The sequence below is a fragment of the Acidobacteriota bacterium genome (genome assembly GCA_035471785.1).
Taxonomy (GTDB): domain Bacteria; phylum Acidobacteriota; class UBA6911; order RPQK01; family DATIPO01; genus JANQFM01.
In genome coordinates this window covers 1-15,185 of the sequence record DATIPQ010000092.1, presented here as the reverse complement: position 1 = coordinate 15,185, position 15,185 = coordinate 1, and the positions used below count along the sequence as shown (strand labels likewise).

Here is a 15,185-nt window from a genome sequence, read left to right as displayed (position 1 = left end):
CGATCCGCCGGTAGCCTTCGTTCCACCATCTCCCGCCTGCCGCCTAGGCAGTCCTCCGCCCGGCTAGTGGTAGTCTGTGATTTCGACGTCATAAGCTCGGTCAACCTCCCAACGAAAATATGTCTTGCGTGCCGTTCTCCTTAAACGACGCTATCACGCACCGCATTATAATGGATGCCGTTATAGGCGTCAAAGAACCCCTGGATGGCGCCGGGTCAGCCACCGGCGACTAGACTTGATTGGGCGGGGCGCTTACCATGGGCGCGATGAGGATACAGACGGCTTTGATCAGCGTTTCAGATAAGAGCGGAGTGGGGGAACTGGCCGAGGAACTGCGTGCACGGGGGATACGGATTCTCTCCACCGGCGGCACGGCGCGGCTGATCGAAAAGAGGGGCGTGCCGGTGACGGCGGTCTCCGAACACACCGGCTCGCCCGAGATCCTGGGCGGACGCGTCAAGACGCTGCATCCCAAGATTCACGGAGGCATCCTGGCCCGCCACGACGACGAGGCCCACCGCCAGATCCTGCAGGAACAGAAGATCGATCCCATCGGATTGGTGGTGGTCAACCTCTACCCCTTCACCCAAACCGTGGCCCGCGCCGGCGTGTCGCTGGAAGAAGCGGTCGAGCAGATCGACATCGGCGGACCCGCCTTGCTCAGGGCGGCGGCCAAGAACCACCAGAGCGTGACGGTGGTGGTCGATCCGGGCGACTACACAAAAGTGCTGGGAGACCTCGACCGTCACGGAGGCAAATCCTGCCTCAAGATGCGCAAGCGGCTGGCCCTGAAAGCCTTCCAGCACACCGCCGCCTACGACGCCGCCATCGCCGCCTACCTGGCCTCTCAGGACGATAAAGCCAAAGAGGGAGGGGAAGCCGAACAAGAGCTTCCTTTGAACCTCTCCCTGGGACTGACCCGCCAGGCCTCCCTGCGCTATGGCGAGAACCCCCACCAGCGGGCCGGACTCTACCGCTTCAGCGACCGCCAGCCCGCGGGACTGGTGGCCGCCCGGCAGGTGCAGGGCAAGACCCTGTCCTTCAACAACTACCTCGACTTGCAGGCGGCCTGGGACCTGAGCCGCGAATTCGAGAAGCCGACCTGCGTCATCATCAAGCACAACAATCCTTGTGGAGTGGCCCAGGCCGACTCGCCTGCCCAGGCCTTTACCCGGGCGCTGGAATGCGACCCGCTGTCGGCCTTCGGATCGATCATCGCCTTCAACCGCGAAGTGGATGCCGAGGCCGCCCAGGCCATGCGCAAGCTCTTCGTGGAAGCGGTCCTCGCCCCCGCTTATCAGGCCCAGGCCCTGGAAGCGCTGGCCGCCAAGCAGAACCTGAGGGTGATGCTGGCCGACTCCTCCCCGCCCGATCCGCTGCAATATAAAAAGGTGGACGGGGGCTTTCTGGTGCAGGACGCCGATCTGAACACCGTTTCCCGGGAGCAACTCAAGACCGTCACTCAGCGCGCCCCCTCCGAGGACGAACTCGACGACCTGCTCTTCGCCTGGAGAGTCTGCAAGCACGTCAAGAGCAACGCCATCGTGTACGCCCGCGGCGGACGCACGGTGGGCATCGGGGCCGGCCAGATGAGCCGGGTCGATTCGGTCATCCTGGCCGCCCGCAAGGCCAAGCTCGACCTGCCGGGGGCCGTGATGGCCTCGGACGCCTTCTTTCCTTTCCGCGATGGCGTGGACGAAGCCGCCAAGGCCGGCATTGCCGCCGTGATTCAGCCGGGAGGGTCGAAGCGTGACGACGAAGTTATCGAAGCTTGCGACGAGCACGGCATGGCCATGGTGCTAACGGCGATGCGTCATTTTCGGCATTAAAAGGAGGAGCGTTCTTGAGGTCGGAGACATAAATATGCTGCTAGCGATTGACATCGGCAACACCAACATTGTACTGGGGGTCTTCGAGGGGGACGAACTGGTGCGGTCCTGGCGGGTTTCGACGCGCAAGGACCAGACCGCCGACGAATACGGGGTGTTTTTGCGCAACCTCTTTCAGCTCGATGAGATCGATACGCGCAAGATCGCCGATATCGCCATCTGCTCGGTGGTGCCTCCTCTCAACGACACTTTCGTCAAAATGGCGCGGCTTTATTTCGGCCGCAAGCCGGCTTTTGTCGATCCCATCAGCCAGGACCTGATGCCCATCCGCTACCAACCGGCCTCGGACGTGGGCGCCGACCGCATCGTCAATGCGGTGGCGGTGCGCAGCCGGCTGGGGACGCCCGCCGTGGTGGTCGACTTCGGCACTGCCACCACCTTCGACGCCGTCTCCCGCGAGGGCGAATACCTGGGAGGCGTCATCGCCCCCGGCGTGGGCATCTCGGCCGACGCCCTCTTCGCCCGCGCCTCGCGGCTGCCCCGGGTGGAAATCAGGCGTCCTGCCCAGGTCATCGGCCAGTCCACCGTCAACAGCATCCAGTCCGGCATCTACTATGGCTACCTGGGATTGGTGGACGGCATTCTCAAGCGCATGAGCGCCGAACTGGGCGGCGCCCGGGTGGTGGCCACCGGCGGGCTGGCACCGCTGCTCAAAGACGAATCGTCGGGCATCGAGGCGGTGGAACCCGACCTCACCCTCTACGGACTCAAGCTCTTCCAGCAAAGCGGCAATCTGCTAGGCTGAGCCGGTATGCGCAGCCTCCTGGCCAAGTTGGGCTTGGTCCTCTCCGCACTGCTGCTGGTCTTGCTGGTTCTCGAGGTGGCCGTGCGCTGGGCTGATCCGGTCATCAACCGCGATCCCTGGTGGAAGTACGATCCCCTGCTGGGCTGGAGGGCTGACCCCGAGAACGGACACTTCGACGGCGTCTCGCCCTCGGGATTCCGCCACCGCGATTTTCCCCGCCGGAAACCCGCCGGAGTCAAGCGCCTGGTCATCCTGGGCGATTCCTTCAGCCTGGGCGTGGCGGTCAAGGCCTCCCAGACCTTCGCCGCCCGCCTGGAAGAGCAACTCGACCAAGCCGATCCAGGGATCGATTGGCAGGTTCTGAACCTGGCCGTCAACGACTGGGGCACGGCTCAGCAACTGATCGCTCTGCGCGACATCGGGCTGGGCTACCAGCCCGACGCGGTGGTGCTGCAGACCTTTCCCCTCAACGACATGTGCAATAACTGTCCCATCATGGCCTTCACTTGCAGCTTCCAGGACGCCCACCGTCCTTACCTGCGCCTGGAGAAAGGGAAGTGGCTGGAAACGCGCATCGACTGGTGGGCTCCGCTGCGGGCTTCGCGCCTCTTCCTGTGGGCGGAAAGCGTACTCGACAAGCGGGGGGTGGACGAAGCCGCGGGAGACGAGCACGAGAAGCGGGGCCGCCGCCTGCAACTCAATGCCGAAGCCGCAGGACTTGAATGGGAGGGAGGCGTCTCGGCCCTGCTTCCCGATGAGCACCAGCAACCCCAGGTCAAAGAGTGCTGGCAAAACACCCATGACCTGGTGGGCGGAATCCGCGCCCTGCTGCAGCCGGACGGCATTCCCCTGATCGGCTTCGTGGTGCCCTTCTCGGGCACCTTCGAAGAGAAGTGGCCCGACATGCTGGAGCGCTTTCCCGCACCCATGCAACGCACCTACGCCAGCGATCGCATGGAGGAAATCTTGGGCCAATGGGGCTTACCCGTCATTTCCGGCCGACAGCGCATCCTGCAATCGGATCAGCCGCTCTCTTCCTTCTTCGTCTCGGAGGAGGACGGACATTTCAGCGTTTTCGGGCATGCCCAGGCCGCCCTCTGGATCGAGGAAGCGCTGCGTGATCAAGGCCTGATCCCATCGGGACGAAGTGCGCCTGCTGCTTCACCCCAGCGCTGAAACTGCCGCTGCTGATGACAGCCATCCCCTTTCCTGATCAAACTTTCATGAGAACTTTACCGCGCCTCCACTCGTGAAGACCCGATCTATCCGTTACAATAATCCAGTGTCCAGTCTCAGATCTGTTGCTGAATCATCAAACGAGTTCTAAATCGTAGAGACAAAAACAGCAGGACTTGTTGGCGGGTTGCCAGGCCCGCGACTCATTTTTTTGCGTTTCGAAGCTTGAATAGGGAGGAATCCATCTTGAAGGCAATCCAAAGCAACCGGCCGGGGGTGCGCTCGCTCATCCCCACTCTTCTTTTTCTCCTGGTGACGATGCTGCTGGGCGCTCCGGCGCTGGGGCAGGTCGTCATCAACGAAATCGACTATGACCAGGACGGCACCGATGCCGCCGAGTTCCTCGAACTCTTTAACGCGGGCCCCTCCAGTGTCGACCTGTCCACTTTTCAAGTTCAGTTGATCAACGGCAACGGCGCGACGGTCTACAACACCATCGCCTTGCCCTCGATAAGCCTGCCGGCGGGCGGATTTTTCGTCGTCTGCGCCAACGCCGCCACGGTCGACAACTGCGACCTCGATTCTTCGCCCGACACCAATTTCATCCAGAACGGCGCCCCCGATGCCGTGGCCCTTTTCGACAATGGAGTCCTGGTCGACGTGGTCAGCTACGAGGGCGACACGGCGGGATTCGTGGAAGGCTCGGGAGCCGGTTTGGTCGACGATCCGAATGTGGATTTCGCGGGCATTTCGCGCTTCCCCGACGGCGCTGATACGGACGTCAACAACGTCGACTTCAGCCAGCGCTGCATCACGCCCGGCGCTCAGAACACTTCCCAGAGCAGCGGTTGCAACCCGCCGACCTCTCAGCTCGAACTGGTCATCAACGAGATCGACTACGATCAGGCCGGCACCGACGCCGCCGAGTTCGTCGAGCTCAAGAACAACGGTTCCACCGCCGTCAACCTGGGTGGTCTGACCCTGCAACTGATCAACGGCAACGGCGCAAGCCCCTACAACACCATCGCCTTGCCGGCGGTCGACCTGGCTCCCAACGGCTACTTCGTGGTCTGCGCCAACGCCGCTACCGTCGACAACTGCGACCTCGATTCTTCGCCTGACACCAACTTCATCCAGAACGGCGCCCCCGATGCGGTGGCGCTTTTCAGCGGATCAGACCTTATAGATGCTGTCAGCTACGAGGGCGACGTGCCCGGATTCGTGGAAGGATCAGGCGCCGGGCTGGAAGACGACCCCAACGTCGATTCGGCCGGCCTCTCCCGTTTTCCCGACGGCGTCGACACCGATGTCAACAACGTCGACTTCAGCTTCCGCTGCGCCACGCCCGGAGAGGGCAACGTGGAACAGTCTTCGGACTGCGGCAACCTGGCCCGTCCGGAACTGGTCATCAACGAGATCGATTACGATCAGCCCGGCACCGACGCCGCCGAGTTCATCGAACTCTTCAATGCGGGCGATGCGGCCGCCGACCTCTCGACCTTCACCGTGCAGTTGATCAACGGCAACGGCGGTTCTCCCTACAACACCATCGCTCTGCCGGCCGTGTCGTTGCCTGCCGGAGGCTATTTCGTGATCTGCGCCAATGCGGCCACCGTGCCCAACTGCGATCTCGATTCTTCGCCTGACACCAACTTCATCCAGAACGGCTCGCCCGACGCCATCGCGCTCTTCCAGAGCGGCGCCTTGGTCGACGCCGTCAGCTACGAGGGAGACGTGCCCGGCTTCGTGGAGGGTTCCGGCGCCGGACTGGAAGACAGCGGAGGCCTGGATGACAACGGCCTCTCGCGCCTTCCCGACGGCAACGACACCAACGTCAACAACGTCGACTTTCAAGCCACCTGCCTGACGCCCGGCGAAGCCAACCAGGACGCTTTCGGATGCCTGCCCGACGCCGGCCAGCGCGAGATCTTCGAGATCCAGGGATCGGGCGCGGCTTCGCCCTTCGACGGCTTTGCCGTCACGACCCGCAACAACGTCGTGACGGCGCTGGCTTCCAACGGCTTCTTCATACAGACGCCTGCGGCCCGCAGCGACGGCGATTCCGCCACTTCCGACGGCATCTTCGTTTTCACCTCGGGCGCGCCTTCGGTCAGCGTCGGCGACCTGGTGGATGTGAGAGCGGCGGTGGATGAGTTCTTCGACCTCACCGAACTGACCTCGCCCATGATCACCCCGGTGGGAACGGGGCCGCTGCCCGCGCCCGTCATGCTGGACGCTTCCACGCCCAGCACCATGCCCAGCCTGCTGCCCAGCCTGGAACGGCTGGAGGGCATGCTGGTCAGCCTGGACGGCATCACCACCGGACCCACCGACCGGTTCGGGGACGCCCCGGTAACCGTCCAGGGCCAGCCCCGTCCTTTCCGCGAGCCGGGCATCGAGTTCCCCGGACTGATGGGCCTGCCCGAGTGGGATGGCAACCCCGAGGTCTTCGAGATCAATCCTGACGGCGCCGGACTGCCTGATCAAAACTTCAACAGCCGAACCGAATTCAGCGCCACCGGCGCGCTTACCTTCTCCTTCGGCGACTACCAGGTTTTCCCCACCCAACTGACGGTAGGGACCAGCAACCTGCCCCTGCCGAGTCCGGTCAGCGACCGCGAGGAGAATCAGTTCAGCGTGGGTTCGCTCAACACCTTTCGTCTCTTCGGCGGCCAGTTCGACACCCAGGACCGCATCGACAAGTTCTCCATCTACATCCGCGAGGTGATGAAGGCTCCCGACGTGGTGGCGGTGCAGGAAGTCGACACTCTGCAGACCCTTCAGGATCTGGCCGATCAGATCGCTCTCGACGATCCCGCCCTCGTCTACACCGCCTATCTGGAGGAGGGCAATGACGTCGGCGGCATCGACGTGGGATACCTGGTGCGCGATACCGTACAGGTCAATTCGGTGACTCAGGAGGGGCTCAACACCATCAATCCCTTCGACGGCTCGCTGCTCAACGACCGTCCGCCGCTGGTGCTGGACGCCGTCTACACCGCCGGTCCCGAGCCCTTCCCCTTTACGGCCATCGTGGTTCACCAGCGCTCGCTCAACGGCATCGACGACCCCGCCGACGGCGACCGCGTCCGCAACAAGCGCTTCAACCAGGCCGTCTTTCTGGCTGAGTTGATCGACGACTTGCAGACCGATGACCCCGACATCCGCCTGGTGGTGCTGGGCGACTTCAACGCCTTCGAGTTCACCGACGGCTACGTCCACGTGCTCTCGATCAGCACTGGAGTGCTGGACCCGCTGCATCCCGACGAGGCGGTGCTGCCGGCCGTCGACCTGATCGATCCCGACATGACCAATCAGATCCTCAACCTGCCGGCCGAAGAGCGCTACAGCTTCATCTTCGGAGGCAGCGGACAAGTGCTCGATCACGCTCTGACTTCGTCGGCGCTGGATCCCTTCGTCTCGCGCCTGGAGATCCCCCGGGCCAACTCCGACGCGGCCGACGTCTTTTTGCAGGACCCGACCGTGGCGCTGCGTTCCTCGGACCATGACGGACTGGTGCTCTTCATCGACTCGGTCCCCAAGGTCGAGGTCTGCTCCCTGCTGGGCGACGGGCTGCCTCACTTCGACAGAGACAACTTTTACTTCCAGGACGGGACCGGGCAGTACTTCAAGGTCACTCTCGAGGCAGCCGATCCCCTGGCTTCCGGCGCCGCTACCCTGATTCTGCGCGACCGCGTCAGGCAGGCGGTGCTGCATCGTGTCGACCTGGGCCAACTTCCCAATTCGATTGAGGAGACTTTGCCCGCAACCGGCCAGTACGAGATCCTCGTGGTGGAGCAGCAGGGTGTCTTCAATCCCGCCTTCACCGGGGAATACTGCCTCAAAGTGCAGGGAGTCTTCGAGGTGACGCCGGGACGCTGGACCGAAAACAACTGACCCGACGGCCCCGCTATCGAGCCGCCAACAGCCCGGAGTCCCGGAGCCTGCCAGTCAGGTTCCGCGATTCCCGGCTTTTCGTCATCTCAGGAGCGATTAACCGAAGCGTCCGGCCACATAGTCGGCCGTACGCTTTTCTTTGGGATCGTCGAAGATCTCATCGGTGGAGGCGAACTCGATCAGGCGTCCGGCGTCGAGGAAGGCGGTATAGTCGGCGATGCGCCGGGCTTGCTGCATGTTGTGGGTGACGATGACGATGGTGTGCTCGTTGCGAAGGTCGCTCAGGAGTTCCTCGATGCGGTTGGTGGCGACGGGGTCGAGGGCCGAGCAGGGCTCGTCCATCAGGATCACTTCCGGGTCCATGGCCAAGGCCCGGGCGATGCAGAGGCGTTGTTGCTGCCCGCCCGACAGCTCCAGCGCCGATTGGTGGAGGCGGTCGTGGACTTCGCTCCACAAAGCCGCCCGCTTGAGGGCCTGTTCTACCCGTTGTTCGGAGTCGCCTCCCATACGGTGAATGCGGGGGCCCCAAACCACGTTTTTGTAAATCGACTTGGGGAACGGGTTGGGACTCTGAAAGACCATCCCGATACGTCGGCGGACTTCGGTGACGTCCACGCCCTGGCCGTAGAGGTCGATGTCTTCGAAGTACACCTTGCCCCCGATGGCAGCTCCCGGAATGAAGTCGTTCATGCGGTTGAGGGTACGCAGCAGTGTGCTCTTTCCGCAGCCCGAGGGCCCGATCAGCGCGGTAATGCGGCGGCGGTGCACCTGCAGGTCAATCTCCTCCAGGGCCCGTTTGCCGGCATAGGTCACCGTCAGCTTTTCGGTGCGCAGAACAGGAGTGTCAGCAGTCTCGGCCATGAACGTTTCAGCTTCCTTTCTGGCCGGCGTTGCGGATGTAGATGGCCAGCCCGTTCATCAGCAGCAAGACGGCCAGCAGCACCAAGCTTGCGGCGGCCGCCAGATCATGGAACTCGGACTGGGGGCGGCTGGTCCAATTGAAGATCTGAATGGGCAGGACCGTGAAACCGTCCAACAGGCCGGCCGGAGTAAAAGCCACGAAGGTCAAGGCTCCCACCACGATCAGTGGGGCCGTCTCGCCGATGGCCCGCGACAGGGCCAGTATGATACCTGTGAGGATGCCGGGCAGGGCCGCAGGCAAGACGTGGCTGCGCACGGTCTGCCAGCGGCTGGCGCCCAAGGCGTAAGAGGCCATTCTGATCGAGCGCGGAACGGCTCGAATGGACTCGCGGGCAGAGATGATGATTACGGGCAGCACCAGCAGGGCCAGCGTCAGGGCTCCGGCCAGGATGCTGCGTCCCAACGCCAGGGCCTTGACGAACACGGCCAGACCCAACAGTCCGTAGATGACCGACGGAACGCCGGCCAGGTTGGCGACATTGATCTCGATTAAGGTCGAGAAAGGCCCTGGACGGGCGTATTCCTCCAGGTAGAGGGCGGCGGCTACGCCCACGGGTATGGCCACGACTGCCGTCAGACCGATGATCCAGATCGTTCCCCAGATGGCAGCCAGGACCCCCGCTTGCTCTGGGAAACGGGAGGGGAAGCTGGTGAGAAACTGCCAGTCCAGCCAAGCCAGTCCGTGGTAGGCCACGTGTCCGATCAGCACCGTCAAAACCAGGGCGCCGAATACGGCCAGGACAAGGCACAGGGACTCGAAGAGCCGAGAAACGAAGCTGCGCCGCGCCGCGCCTGGCGAAGAGTTCAGCAGTTGGTCGCTCATTGGTAAGCCTCCCGGTAGCGCTTGAGGATGCGGTTGGCCAGGATGTTGATGGACAGCGTCATGGCGAAGAGCAGGGCTCCGACGGCAAAGATGCTGCGGTACTCGAGGGTTCCGGCAGGAACGTCGCCTTGGCTGACTTGGGCGATGTAGGCCGTCATGGTCTGGATGCTCTGCAAATAGTTGAAGGTCAGTTTGGGGGTGGCTCCGGCGGCCAGCGTGACCGCCATGGTTTCGCCCACGGCCCGCGAGAAGGCCAGCACGAAAGCCGCCACGATTCCCGAAAGGGCGGCCGGAAGCACGATGCCCAGCGACACCTCCATGGATGTTCCTCCCAATGCGTAACCCCCATTGCGCAGCGAGCGTGGGACCGCCTTGAAGGCGTCGTCGCTGAGCGAAGCGACCATGGGCAAGACCATCACTCCTACCACGATGGCGGCGCTGGCGGCGTTGAACACCTGGGTGGATGGCAAGAGGGCCCTCAGCATGGGAGTAATGAAGGTGAGGGCGAAGTATCCGTAGACGACCGTGGGAACCCCGGCCAAGACCTCCAATACCGGCTTGAGGATCTTTCGGGTCGTTGCCGAGGCGAACTCGCTCAGATAAAGGGCCGTCCCCACTCCCACCGGAACCGCGATGAGCAGCGCTCCCAGAGCCACTATCAGGGTCCCGCAGACCAGCGGCAGCACCCCGAAACGGCGAGGCTCGAGCAGGGGCGTCCAACGGGTTCCCGCCAAGAAGTCCGCCAGGGGAACCTGGCTGAAGAAGCCGACCGCCTCCCAGAAGAGGATGAATACGATTCCCGCCGTGGTGAGGATGGAGACGGTCGCCGCCGCCAGCAGCAGCAAAGCGATGGCCCTCTCGCGCCGCCGACGCCACCCCCCGGCTCCACGCCTGCGGGAAGTGTTGACCAGAGTCATGGGTTACGTTCCCGGCCGTCCAGGTCCTGCCTGAGGATATTGGCCACGCCCTGTTCTTGCAGGTTGCGGCGGGCGAAAAGGGAATTCGGCGAGCGCCTTGAAAATCGTTGGTCCACCAGCTTGTAGGTATCTCGCGAGAGGGGAACGAATCCGACCTCGCGAGCCAGCGGTTCCGCGTTGTCAAGCATGAAGTCGATAAACTGGCGCACTTCGCGCTTACGGGTCGACTGGATATTAACGTAGACGAAGAGCGGACGCGACAGCGGCCGGTAGGACCCCTGCCGGATGGATTGGTCGCTGGGCAGGACCGGTCCCTGGCCGGCATCCACCGCCAGCGCGCGCACTCTCTGTCGGTTCTCCTGATAGTAGGCGAAGCCGAAGAATCCCAGCGCGGAGCGGTCGCCCTCGACCCCCCGTACCAGCACGTTGTCGTCTTCACTGGCCGTGAAGTCGCTGCGGCAGCGGCCCGACTTGCCGTTGACTGCCTCGGTGAAGTAGTCGAAAGTGCCGGAATCGGCGCCGGGACCGTAGAGGATCACCTCTTCCCGCGGCCAGGTCGGGCGCACGTCGCTCCAGAAGCGGACGACCGAGTCGGGAGCCCAGATGGCATGCAGCTCTTCAACAGTGAGATGATCGACGAAATCGTTGGACGGATTGACGGCCAGCGTGATTCCGTCCAATGCGACAGGCAATTCGATGAACTCGACACCATGGCGGCGGGCGCACTCGACTTCGCTTTCATGGATGGGCCGGGAGGCGCTGTTGATGTCGGTCTCGCCCCGGCAGAAGCGTTGAAAGCCGCCGCCCGTGCCGGAGACGCCCACCGTCAGGCGGACACGGGGATGGGTCTTGACGTACTCTTCAGCCACGGCTTCCATGAAAGGGTAAACCGTGCTCGATCCGTCGATGCGAAGCGCTCCCTCCATGTTTCCCCGTGTGGTCGGCGCACAAGAAGCCCCGGCCAACAAGAACATCAGCAGGAAAGCGGAAGCGAATCTCCCAACCATAAAGCAACCCTTCCAGTCTAGACTTTAGAGCTCTTCCCGCGAGAAGGTGATGAACTTATTGTAAAGATACGATGAAGACGCCCGCCCACCGTTCGTCCCGCCTTTAACCGTAACTTCTTACAAGAATCACGGTCTTTTTCACATTGCATTCGATTTTTTTCACACCTTCCTACTAGGCCCACATTCAAGGGACAGATTCGCCAGCCCAGCGACTGTGTTAGAAGTCAAGTCCGGGCTCGCTGAAGGCGAGCGATTCGCCAGTCCAAGGGACCGTGTTAGAAGTCAAGTCCGGGCTCGCTGAAGGCGAGCGATTCGCCAGCCCAAGGGACTGTGTTAGAAGTCAAGTCCGGGCTCGCTGAAGGCGAGCGATTCGCCAGCCCAGGGTCAGCCCCGGCGAGCGCCAGCGAGACGGCGGCGCCACCCTGGGTTTCAGACGGCAAATGTGCAAACGCTGAAAGCGTGGGATAACGCCACAGGGTGGCTCAAAACTTTGACGCACTGCATTAGGAGGGCAGGCTGGCCGCCAGATGCAGATTGGCCGTGATCCAGGATTCCAGCGTATGGCCGCCCAGCGACTGACGAATGTCCAGCCGGCGCTGAAACCAGTCCTCTCGCTGGCCGCGGATGTCGCAGATGGCTCGGGCCAAGTCGTCGATGCTCTCGGCGATAAGGCCGTTTCGGCCCTCGCGTATCAGTTGGGGCGCCCAACCCACCGGACTCGAGACGACCGGCACGCCGCAGGCCAGCGCTTCGAAGAGGCAAAGGGGGCCAGCCTCCGTGGATGAGAAGATGGCTAGACAGTCGAATTCGGCGTAGTGCCGGGGGTATTCCTGCAAGGGATGGCGCGAGCGGTGGAGGTAATGACACTCGATACCCGCTTGGGCGAGACGCTGATGCTGCGCCTCTAATCGCTCGCCCAGAAGGATGACACGCAGTTCGCCCCCCACAGCGAGCAGGGCATCGACTACGGCATCGATCCGCTTGACCTCGCGTCCGAAATGGCGGACGGGACGTCCCACCCAGCCCACCGTGAAGCGGGGGTAGAGCGACTCGCGCAACTGGAAGGCCTTCAGGGCGCCGATTGGACGCTCGAGGATTTTTTTCTGCGACAGGTCGACGCCATTTCGCTCGAGAATGCCCCGCTGTTGAGGGTGGATGAGACAGAGCCCCCGGCAGGAAGCCACGCAATGGCGCCTTCCTCCCCGGCGGTAGAGGCCGTTATCGAAATTGTCGTGGATTTGAACCAGGGTCCGGGAGGGGTCGGGAGAGGAGACTGCTTCCTGAGTGCGGATGAAAATCCAGCGGTCGGCGTCGCTCCTGGGCCGCTCGCTGAGCAAGACCCGGATCCCGGCCGATGCGGCGGCCAGGAAGTGTTCCTTGAGATCCTCGAAAACCCATCCGTGATTGCGAGCGACGACATTGACCGTCAGGTGATTGGCCGTGGCCGGGGCAGCAGTCGAAGAAACCCTAAGCGATTTCGTCTCCGATCTCCCGCCGTCCAGTTCAACACCTCGGCCCGCTTTGGCGGACCGGGCTGAAGGCGTCGGGACGGCTTTTCGCGCAAGGGCCAGCAGCGACTCCACCCTTTGTGGGTCGCGGGCGTCGTCGAGTTTCCATTGAGCGCGCATCAGGTAGAAGGCGTAGGCCCTCCGGCAGGCCAGCGATTGCGCATCGGACCGTTGCGCTTCCAGACGGGTCCAATCGGCCGGAAGCGCGGTCAGGAACGGCTGATCGCCGCTGCGTGGCCAGATGTTCTTGCCCAGCACCACCGCCGGAATGTCCCAGATCAGGCCGTCGTGGACCACGTTGCTGTTGAGGGCTACAATCCCCCGGCAACGGCCGCTTTTGAGCAACTGATGGATATTGCCCTCGCGATGAGGCTTGATCCGGTCCTGGCTGCGGTGCAGGGTGAGGCCAAGCTGCTGGTGTCCCCGCCGGGTATCGGCCGGATGCTGTTTGAAGACCAGCGGCAGGGGAGGATCGGACCTTGAGATGAAGTCGATCAGATCCTGCATGCGCCGCAAATGGCCCGGCACGTGGCGGCGGATGTTGGTGTCCCATTCCATCTGCAGGGGAACCAGAAAAAAATCATCGGGCAAATCCTGGACGGGGGCAACTGCCGTCTGCATGTACTGATAGTTTTGCGGTCCCCCGCCGCGGACGGACTCCAGATGATCTTCCAGCTCGGCCTCTTGAGCTTCGCTGAGAGGCTGTCCGTCCCAGGCGAATGGCGACAGATGAGAATCGGCATTGATGCCGCTTGGGCTGATCTGGTATTCCCAGCGAGGGAGCCAGGCGTGTTCGCAATAGAGAGTGGGACCTTGGGAGGAGTGACGGCGCCCGTTCCAGACTACCGAGATGACATCTTTCCGCTGGCGCGCGCCAGCGACATCGCCGGTCACCCGATAGCCGAGTTGGCGGACCGTTTCAGCCAGGCTGTCCAGGAAGTCTCCTACGATTCCGGGCGGCTGCCGCTCGATGGCTATGGTCTCGGACTCTCTCGCCCTCCTTCCGCCGGAGAGACGCGGTGCAGGTTGCGGCGAGGTATCCAAGAAGTCTTCCCAACCGCACATGGGGATGGAGGTCAGGCGGCTTTGCCGGCTGAGATTAACGATTTCGACGCCCCGCCTGCGCCAGGCGGAGGCCAGTGCCCCGTACTGGCGGTCGATCACTTCCAGTTGCCCGTTCAACGGGTGAGGTCCCGACTGGTTAAAGAAGTGATGGTCAGTGAAATCGACGCCGACCAGGCCGATGCGGGTCGCCCCCATGTGAAGGGCCAAGCAGAGCGCCACATAAGGCGAGTTGCGGGTATGGGGCAGGGAATGGGGATCGTCGAGGTTGGTTCCAGCGTAGTCGCCCAGGCGGATGCGGACCACTTTGGTGTGGGGCAGTTGCAGGTCGAGCTGAGAGAAGACGGCTCGGGCGCGGCTTTCCTCAACGTAGTGGAAACGGTCTCCGCTGAATTGGCGCCGAGGGTTGAGCACAACCAGGTATGTCGGATGGAAGAGGCGTCCTACGTCATTGACGCCGATGGTCAGCCAGCGCTGCGGGTGGGGGATATCTTTGAGCGAGGCGCCGCAACCGCAGACCAGCATGGCGGCGCCTCGGTGATGGTTGCGAAAGTCGGCCAATCGGTCAGGAAGGCCAGGCAACGACTCTAACTCCTCCAACCTTTGCGGGTTACGCGTGTCGTACGGCATAGCGATACTTGATGATGTAGTTGACATAGATGTTCTTGGGGCGCGTTTCCGAACTCACTCGGGCCGGCGGCTGATTGGGGGAAGTGGTGGGCAGATTGGAGCCTGTGGCGGCGCCGGCCTCTCCTTCCTTGGCTGGAGTGGCGGTGTTCACCGCGTAGTAATTATGAGTATGGTCTTGCAAGGCGTCGCACTGCAGCGAGCCGACGCCCTGCCCTGGCCCGGAATCGGTGGGAGAGCGGCGGCTGCCGGCATCGGGATCCATGCCTGACCCGTCGTCCACGCCCCGCAGAAAAAGACCCCGGTAGTCGGGAATCTTGAAGGTGCCTTCCCCCTCCTCGCCTTGGCCATAGAGGTAGCCCAGCACTGCGAAGAGCTGGGGATACTTGGCCGCCTCAAGAGTCCGTCCATCGCACAACATCCATCCCATGTCCTCGATGAGCACCGTGGGAACGTCCCCGTCCCCCCCGCTTTGACGACGTGGGCTTGGTAGACCTTGTTGACCCAGCGATAGATGCCGATAACGTTGGTCGGGCTCTCGGTCGCGTCGAAGCGGTTGACCACCGTCGTCTCATTTTCATCGAGGGTCGAAGAAGTCCGGCTGAGCTTCACA

Annotated in this window: 10 protein-coding genes; 4 read left to right on the top strand and 6 right to left on the bottom strand. The window is 62.9% G+C overall.

Features of this window, described 5'->3' with window-relative positions:
- Nucleotides 1–266: 266 nt before the first annotated feature.
- The 4 genes from purH to VLU25_12880 all read left to right on the top strand — a co-directional run bounded on the left by purH (nucleotide 267) and on the right by VLU25_12880 (nucleotide 7,707).
- Nucleotides 267–1,829, top strand: coding sequence for a bifunctional phosphoribosylaminoimidazolecarboxamide formyltransferase/IMP cyclohydrolase (gene purH, locus VLU25_12895; protein HSR68828.1), 1,563 nt, complete (start codon nucleotides 267–269; stop codon nucleotides 1,827–1,829).
- A gap of 34 nt (nucleotides 1,830–1,863) precedes the next feature.
- Nucleotides 1,864–2,634, top strand: coding sequence for a type III pantothenate kinase (locus VLU25_12890; protein HSR68827.1), 771 nt, complete (start codon nucleotides 1,864–1,866; stop codon nucleotides 2,632–2,634).
- 6 nt (nucleotides 2,635–2,640) lie between these two features.
- The gene (locus tag VLU25_12885; protein HSR68826.1) at nucleotides 2,641–3,810 is read left to right on the top strand and encodes a hypothetical protein; all 1,170 of its coding nucleotides are present in this window, start codon (nucleotides 2,641–2,643) and stop codon (nucleotides 3,808–3,810) included.
- A 246-nt stretch (nucleotides 3,811–4,056) separates the two neighbouring features.
- Nucleotides 4,057–7,707 carry a lamin tail domain-containing protein gene (locus VLU25_12880; GenBank protein ID HSR68825.1) on the top strand — a complete coding sequence of 1,217 codons (3,651 nt, stop codon included), beginning with the start codon at nucleotides 4,057–4,059 and terminating at the stop codon, nucleotides 7,705–7,707.
- Nucleotides 7,708–7,803: 96 nt separating this feature from the next.
- Here the strand turns inward: VLU25_12880 and pstB are convergent, their stop codons facing one another.
- The 6 genes from pstB to VLU25_12850 all read right to left on the bottom strand — a co-directional run bounded on the left by pstB (nucleotide 7,804) and on the right by VLU25_12850 (nucleotide 14,993).
- Nucleotides 7,804–8,568 carry a phosphate ABC transporter ATP-binding protein PstB gene (gene pstB / locus VLU25_12875; protein HSR68824.1) on the bottom strand — a complete coding sequence of 255 codons (765 nt, stop codon included), beginning with the start codon at nucleotides 8,566–8,568 and terminating at the stop codon, nucleotides 7,804–7,806.
- A gap of 7 nt (nucleotides 8,569–8,575) precedes the next feature.
- Nucleotides 8,576–9,451: a phosphate ABC transporter permease PstA gene (gene pstA, locus VLU25_12870; GenBank protein ID HSR68823.1), complete on the bottom strand. Its 876-nt coding sequence runs from the start codon at nucleotides 9,449–9,451 to the stop codon at nucleotides 8,576–8,578.
- Nucleotides 9,448–10,368, bottom strand: coding sequence for a phosphate ABC transporter permease subunit PstC (pstC, locus tag VLU25_12865; protein HSR68822.1), 921 nt, complete (start codon nucleotides 10,366–10,368; stop codon nucleotides 9,448–9,450). The genes pstA and pstC overlap by 4 nt, the downstream gene beginning before the upstream one ends.
- Entirely contained in the window at nucleotides 10,365–11,342 is a 978-nt protein-coding gene (locus tag VLU25_12860) for a PstS family phosphate ABC transporter substrate-binding protein (GenBank protein HSR68821.1), read from the bottom strand. The genes pstC and VLU25_12860 overlap by 4 nt, the downstream gene beginning before the upstream one ends.
- A 536-nt stretch (nucleotides 11,343–11,878) precedes the next feature.
- Nucleotides 11,879–14,527, bottom strand: a complete 2,649-nt coding sequence (locus tag VLU25_12855; protein ID HSR68820.1) for a glycosyltransferase — start codon at nucleotides 14,525–14,527, stop codon at nucleotides 11,879–11,881.
- A gap of 28 nt (nucleotides 14,528–14,555) precedes the next feature.
- Nucleotides 14,556–14,993 (bottom strand): phage tail protein, encoded by a 438-nt coding sequence (locus VLU25_12850; protein HSR68819.1) that lies wholly within the window; start codon nucleotides 14,991–14,993, stop codon nucleotides 14,556–14,558.
- Nucleotides 14,994–15,185 lie beyond the last annotated feature (192 nt).

Bases quoted from the DNA above. Each gene is read 5' to 3' on its own strand.
- VLU25_12850 (HSR68819.1), bottom strand. From the start codon at position 14,993: ATGTTGTGCGATGGACGGACTCTTGAGGCGGCCAAGTATCCCCAGCTC.
- pstB (HSR68824.1), bottom strand. From the start codon at position 8,568: ATGGCCGAGACTGCTGACACTCCTGTTCTGCGCACCGAAAAGCTGACG.
- VLU25_12890 (HSR68827.1), top strand. From the start codon at position 1,864: ATGCTGCTAGCGATTGACATCGGCAACACCAACATTGTACTGGGGGTC.
- purH (HSR68828.1), top strand. From the start codon at position 267: ATGAGGATACAGACGGCTTTGATCAGCGTTTCAGATAAGAGCGGAGTG.
- VLU25_12885 (HSR68826.1), top strand. From the start codon at position 2,641: ATGCGCAGCCTCCTGGCCAAGTTGGGCTTGGTCCTCTCCGCACTGCTG.
- pstA (HSR68823.1), bottom strand. From the start codon at position 9,451: ATGAGCGACCAACTGCTGAACTCTTCGCCAGGCGCGGCGCGGCGCAGC.
- VLU25_12860 (HSR68821.1), bottom strand. From the start codon at position 11,342: ATGTTCTTGTTGGCCGGGGCTTCTTGTGCGCCGACCACACGGGGAAAC.
- pstC (HSR68822.1), bottom strand. From the start codon at position 10,368: ATGACTCTGGTCAACACTTCCCGCAGGCGTGGAGCCGGGGGGTGGCGT.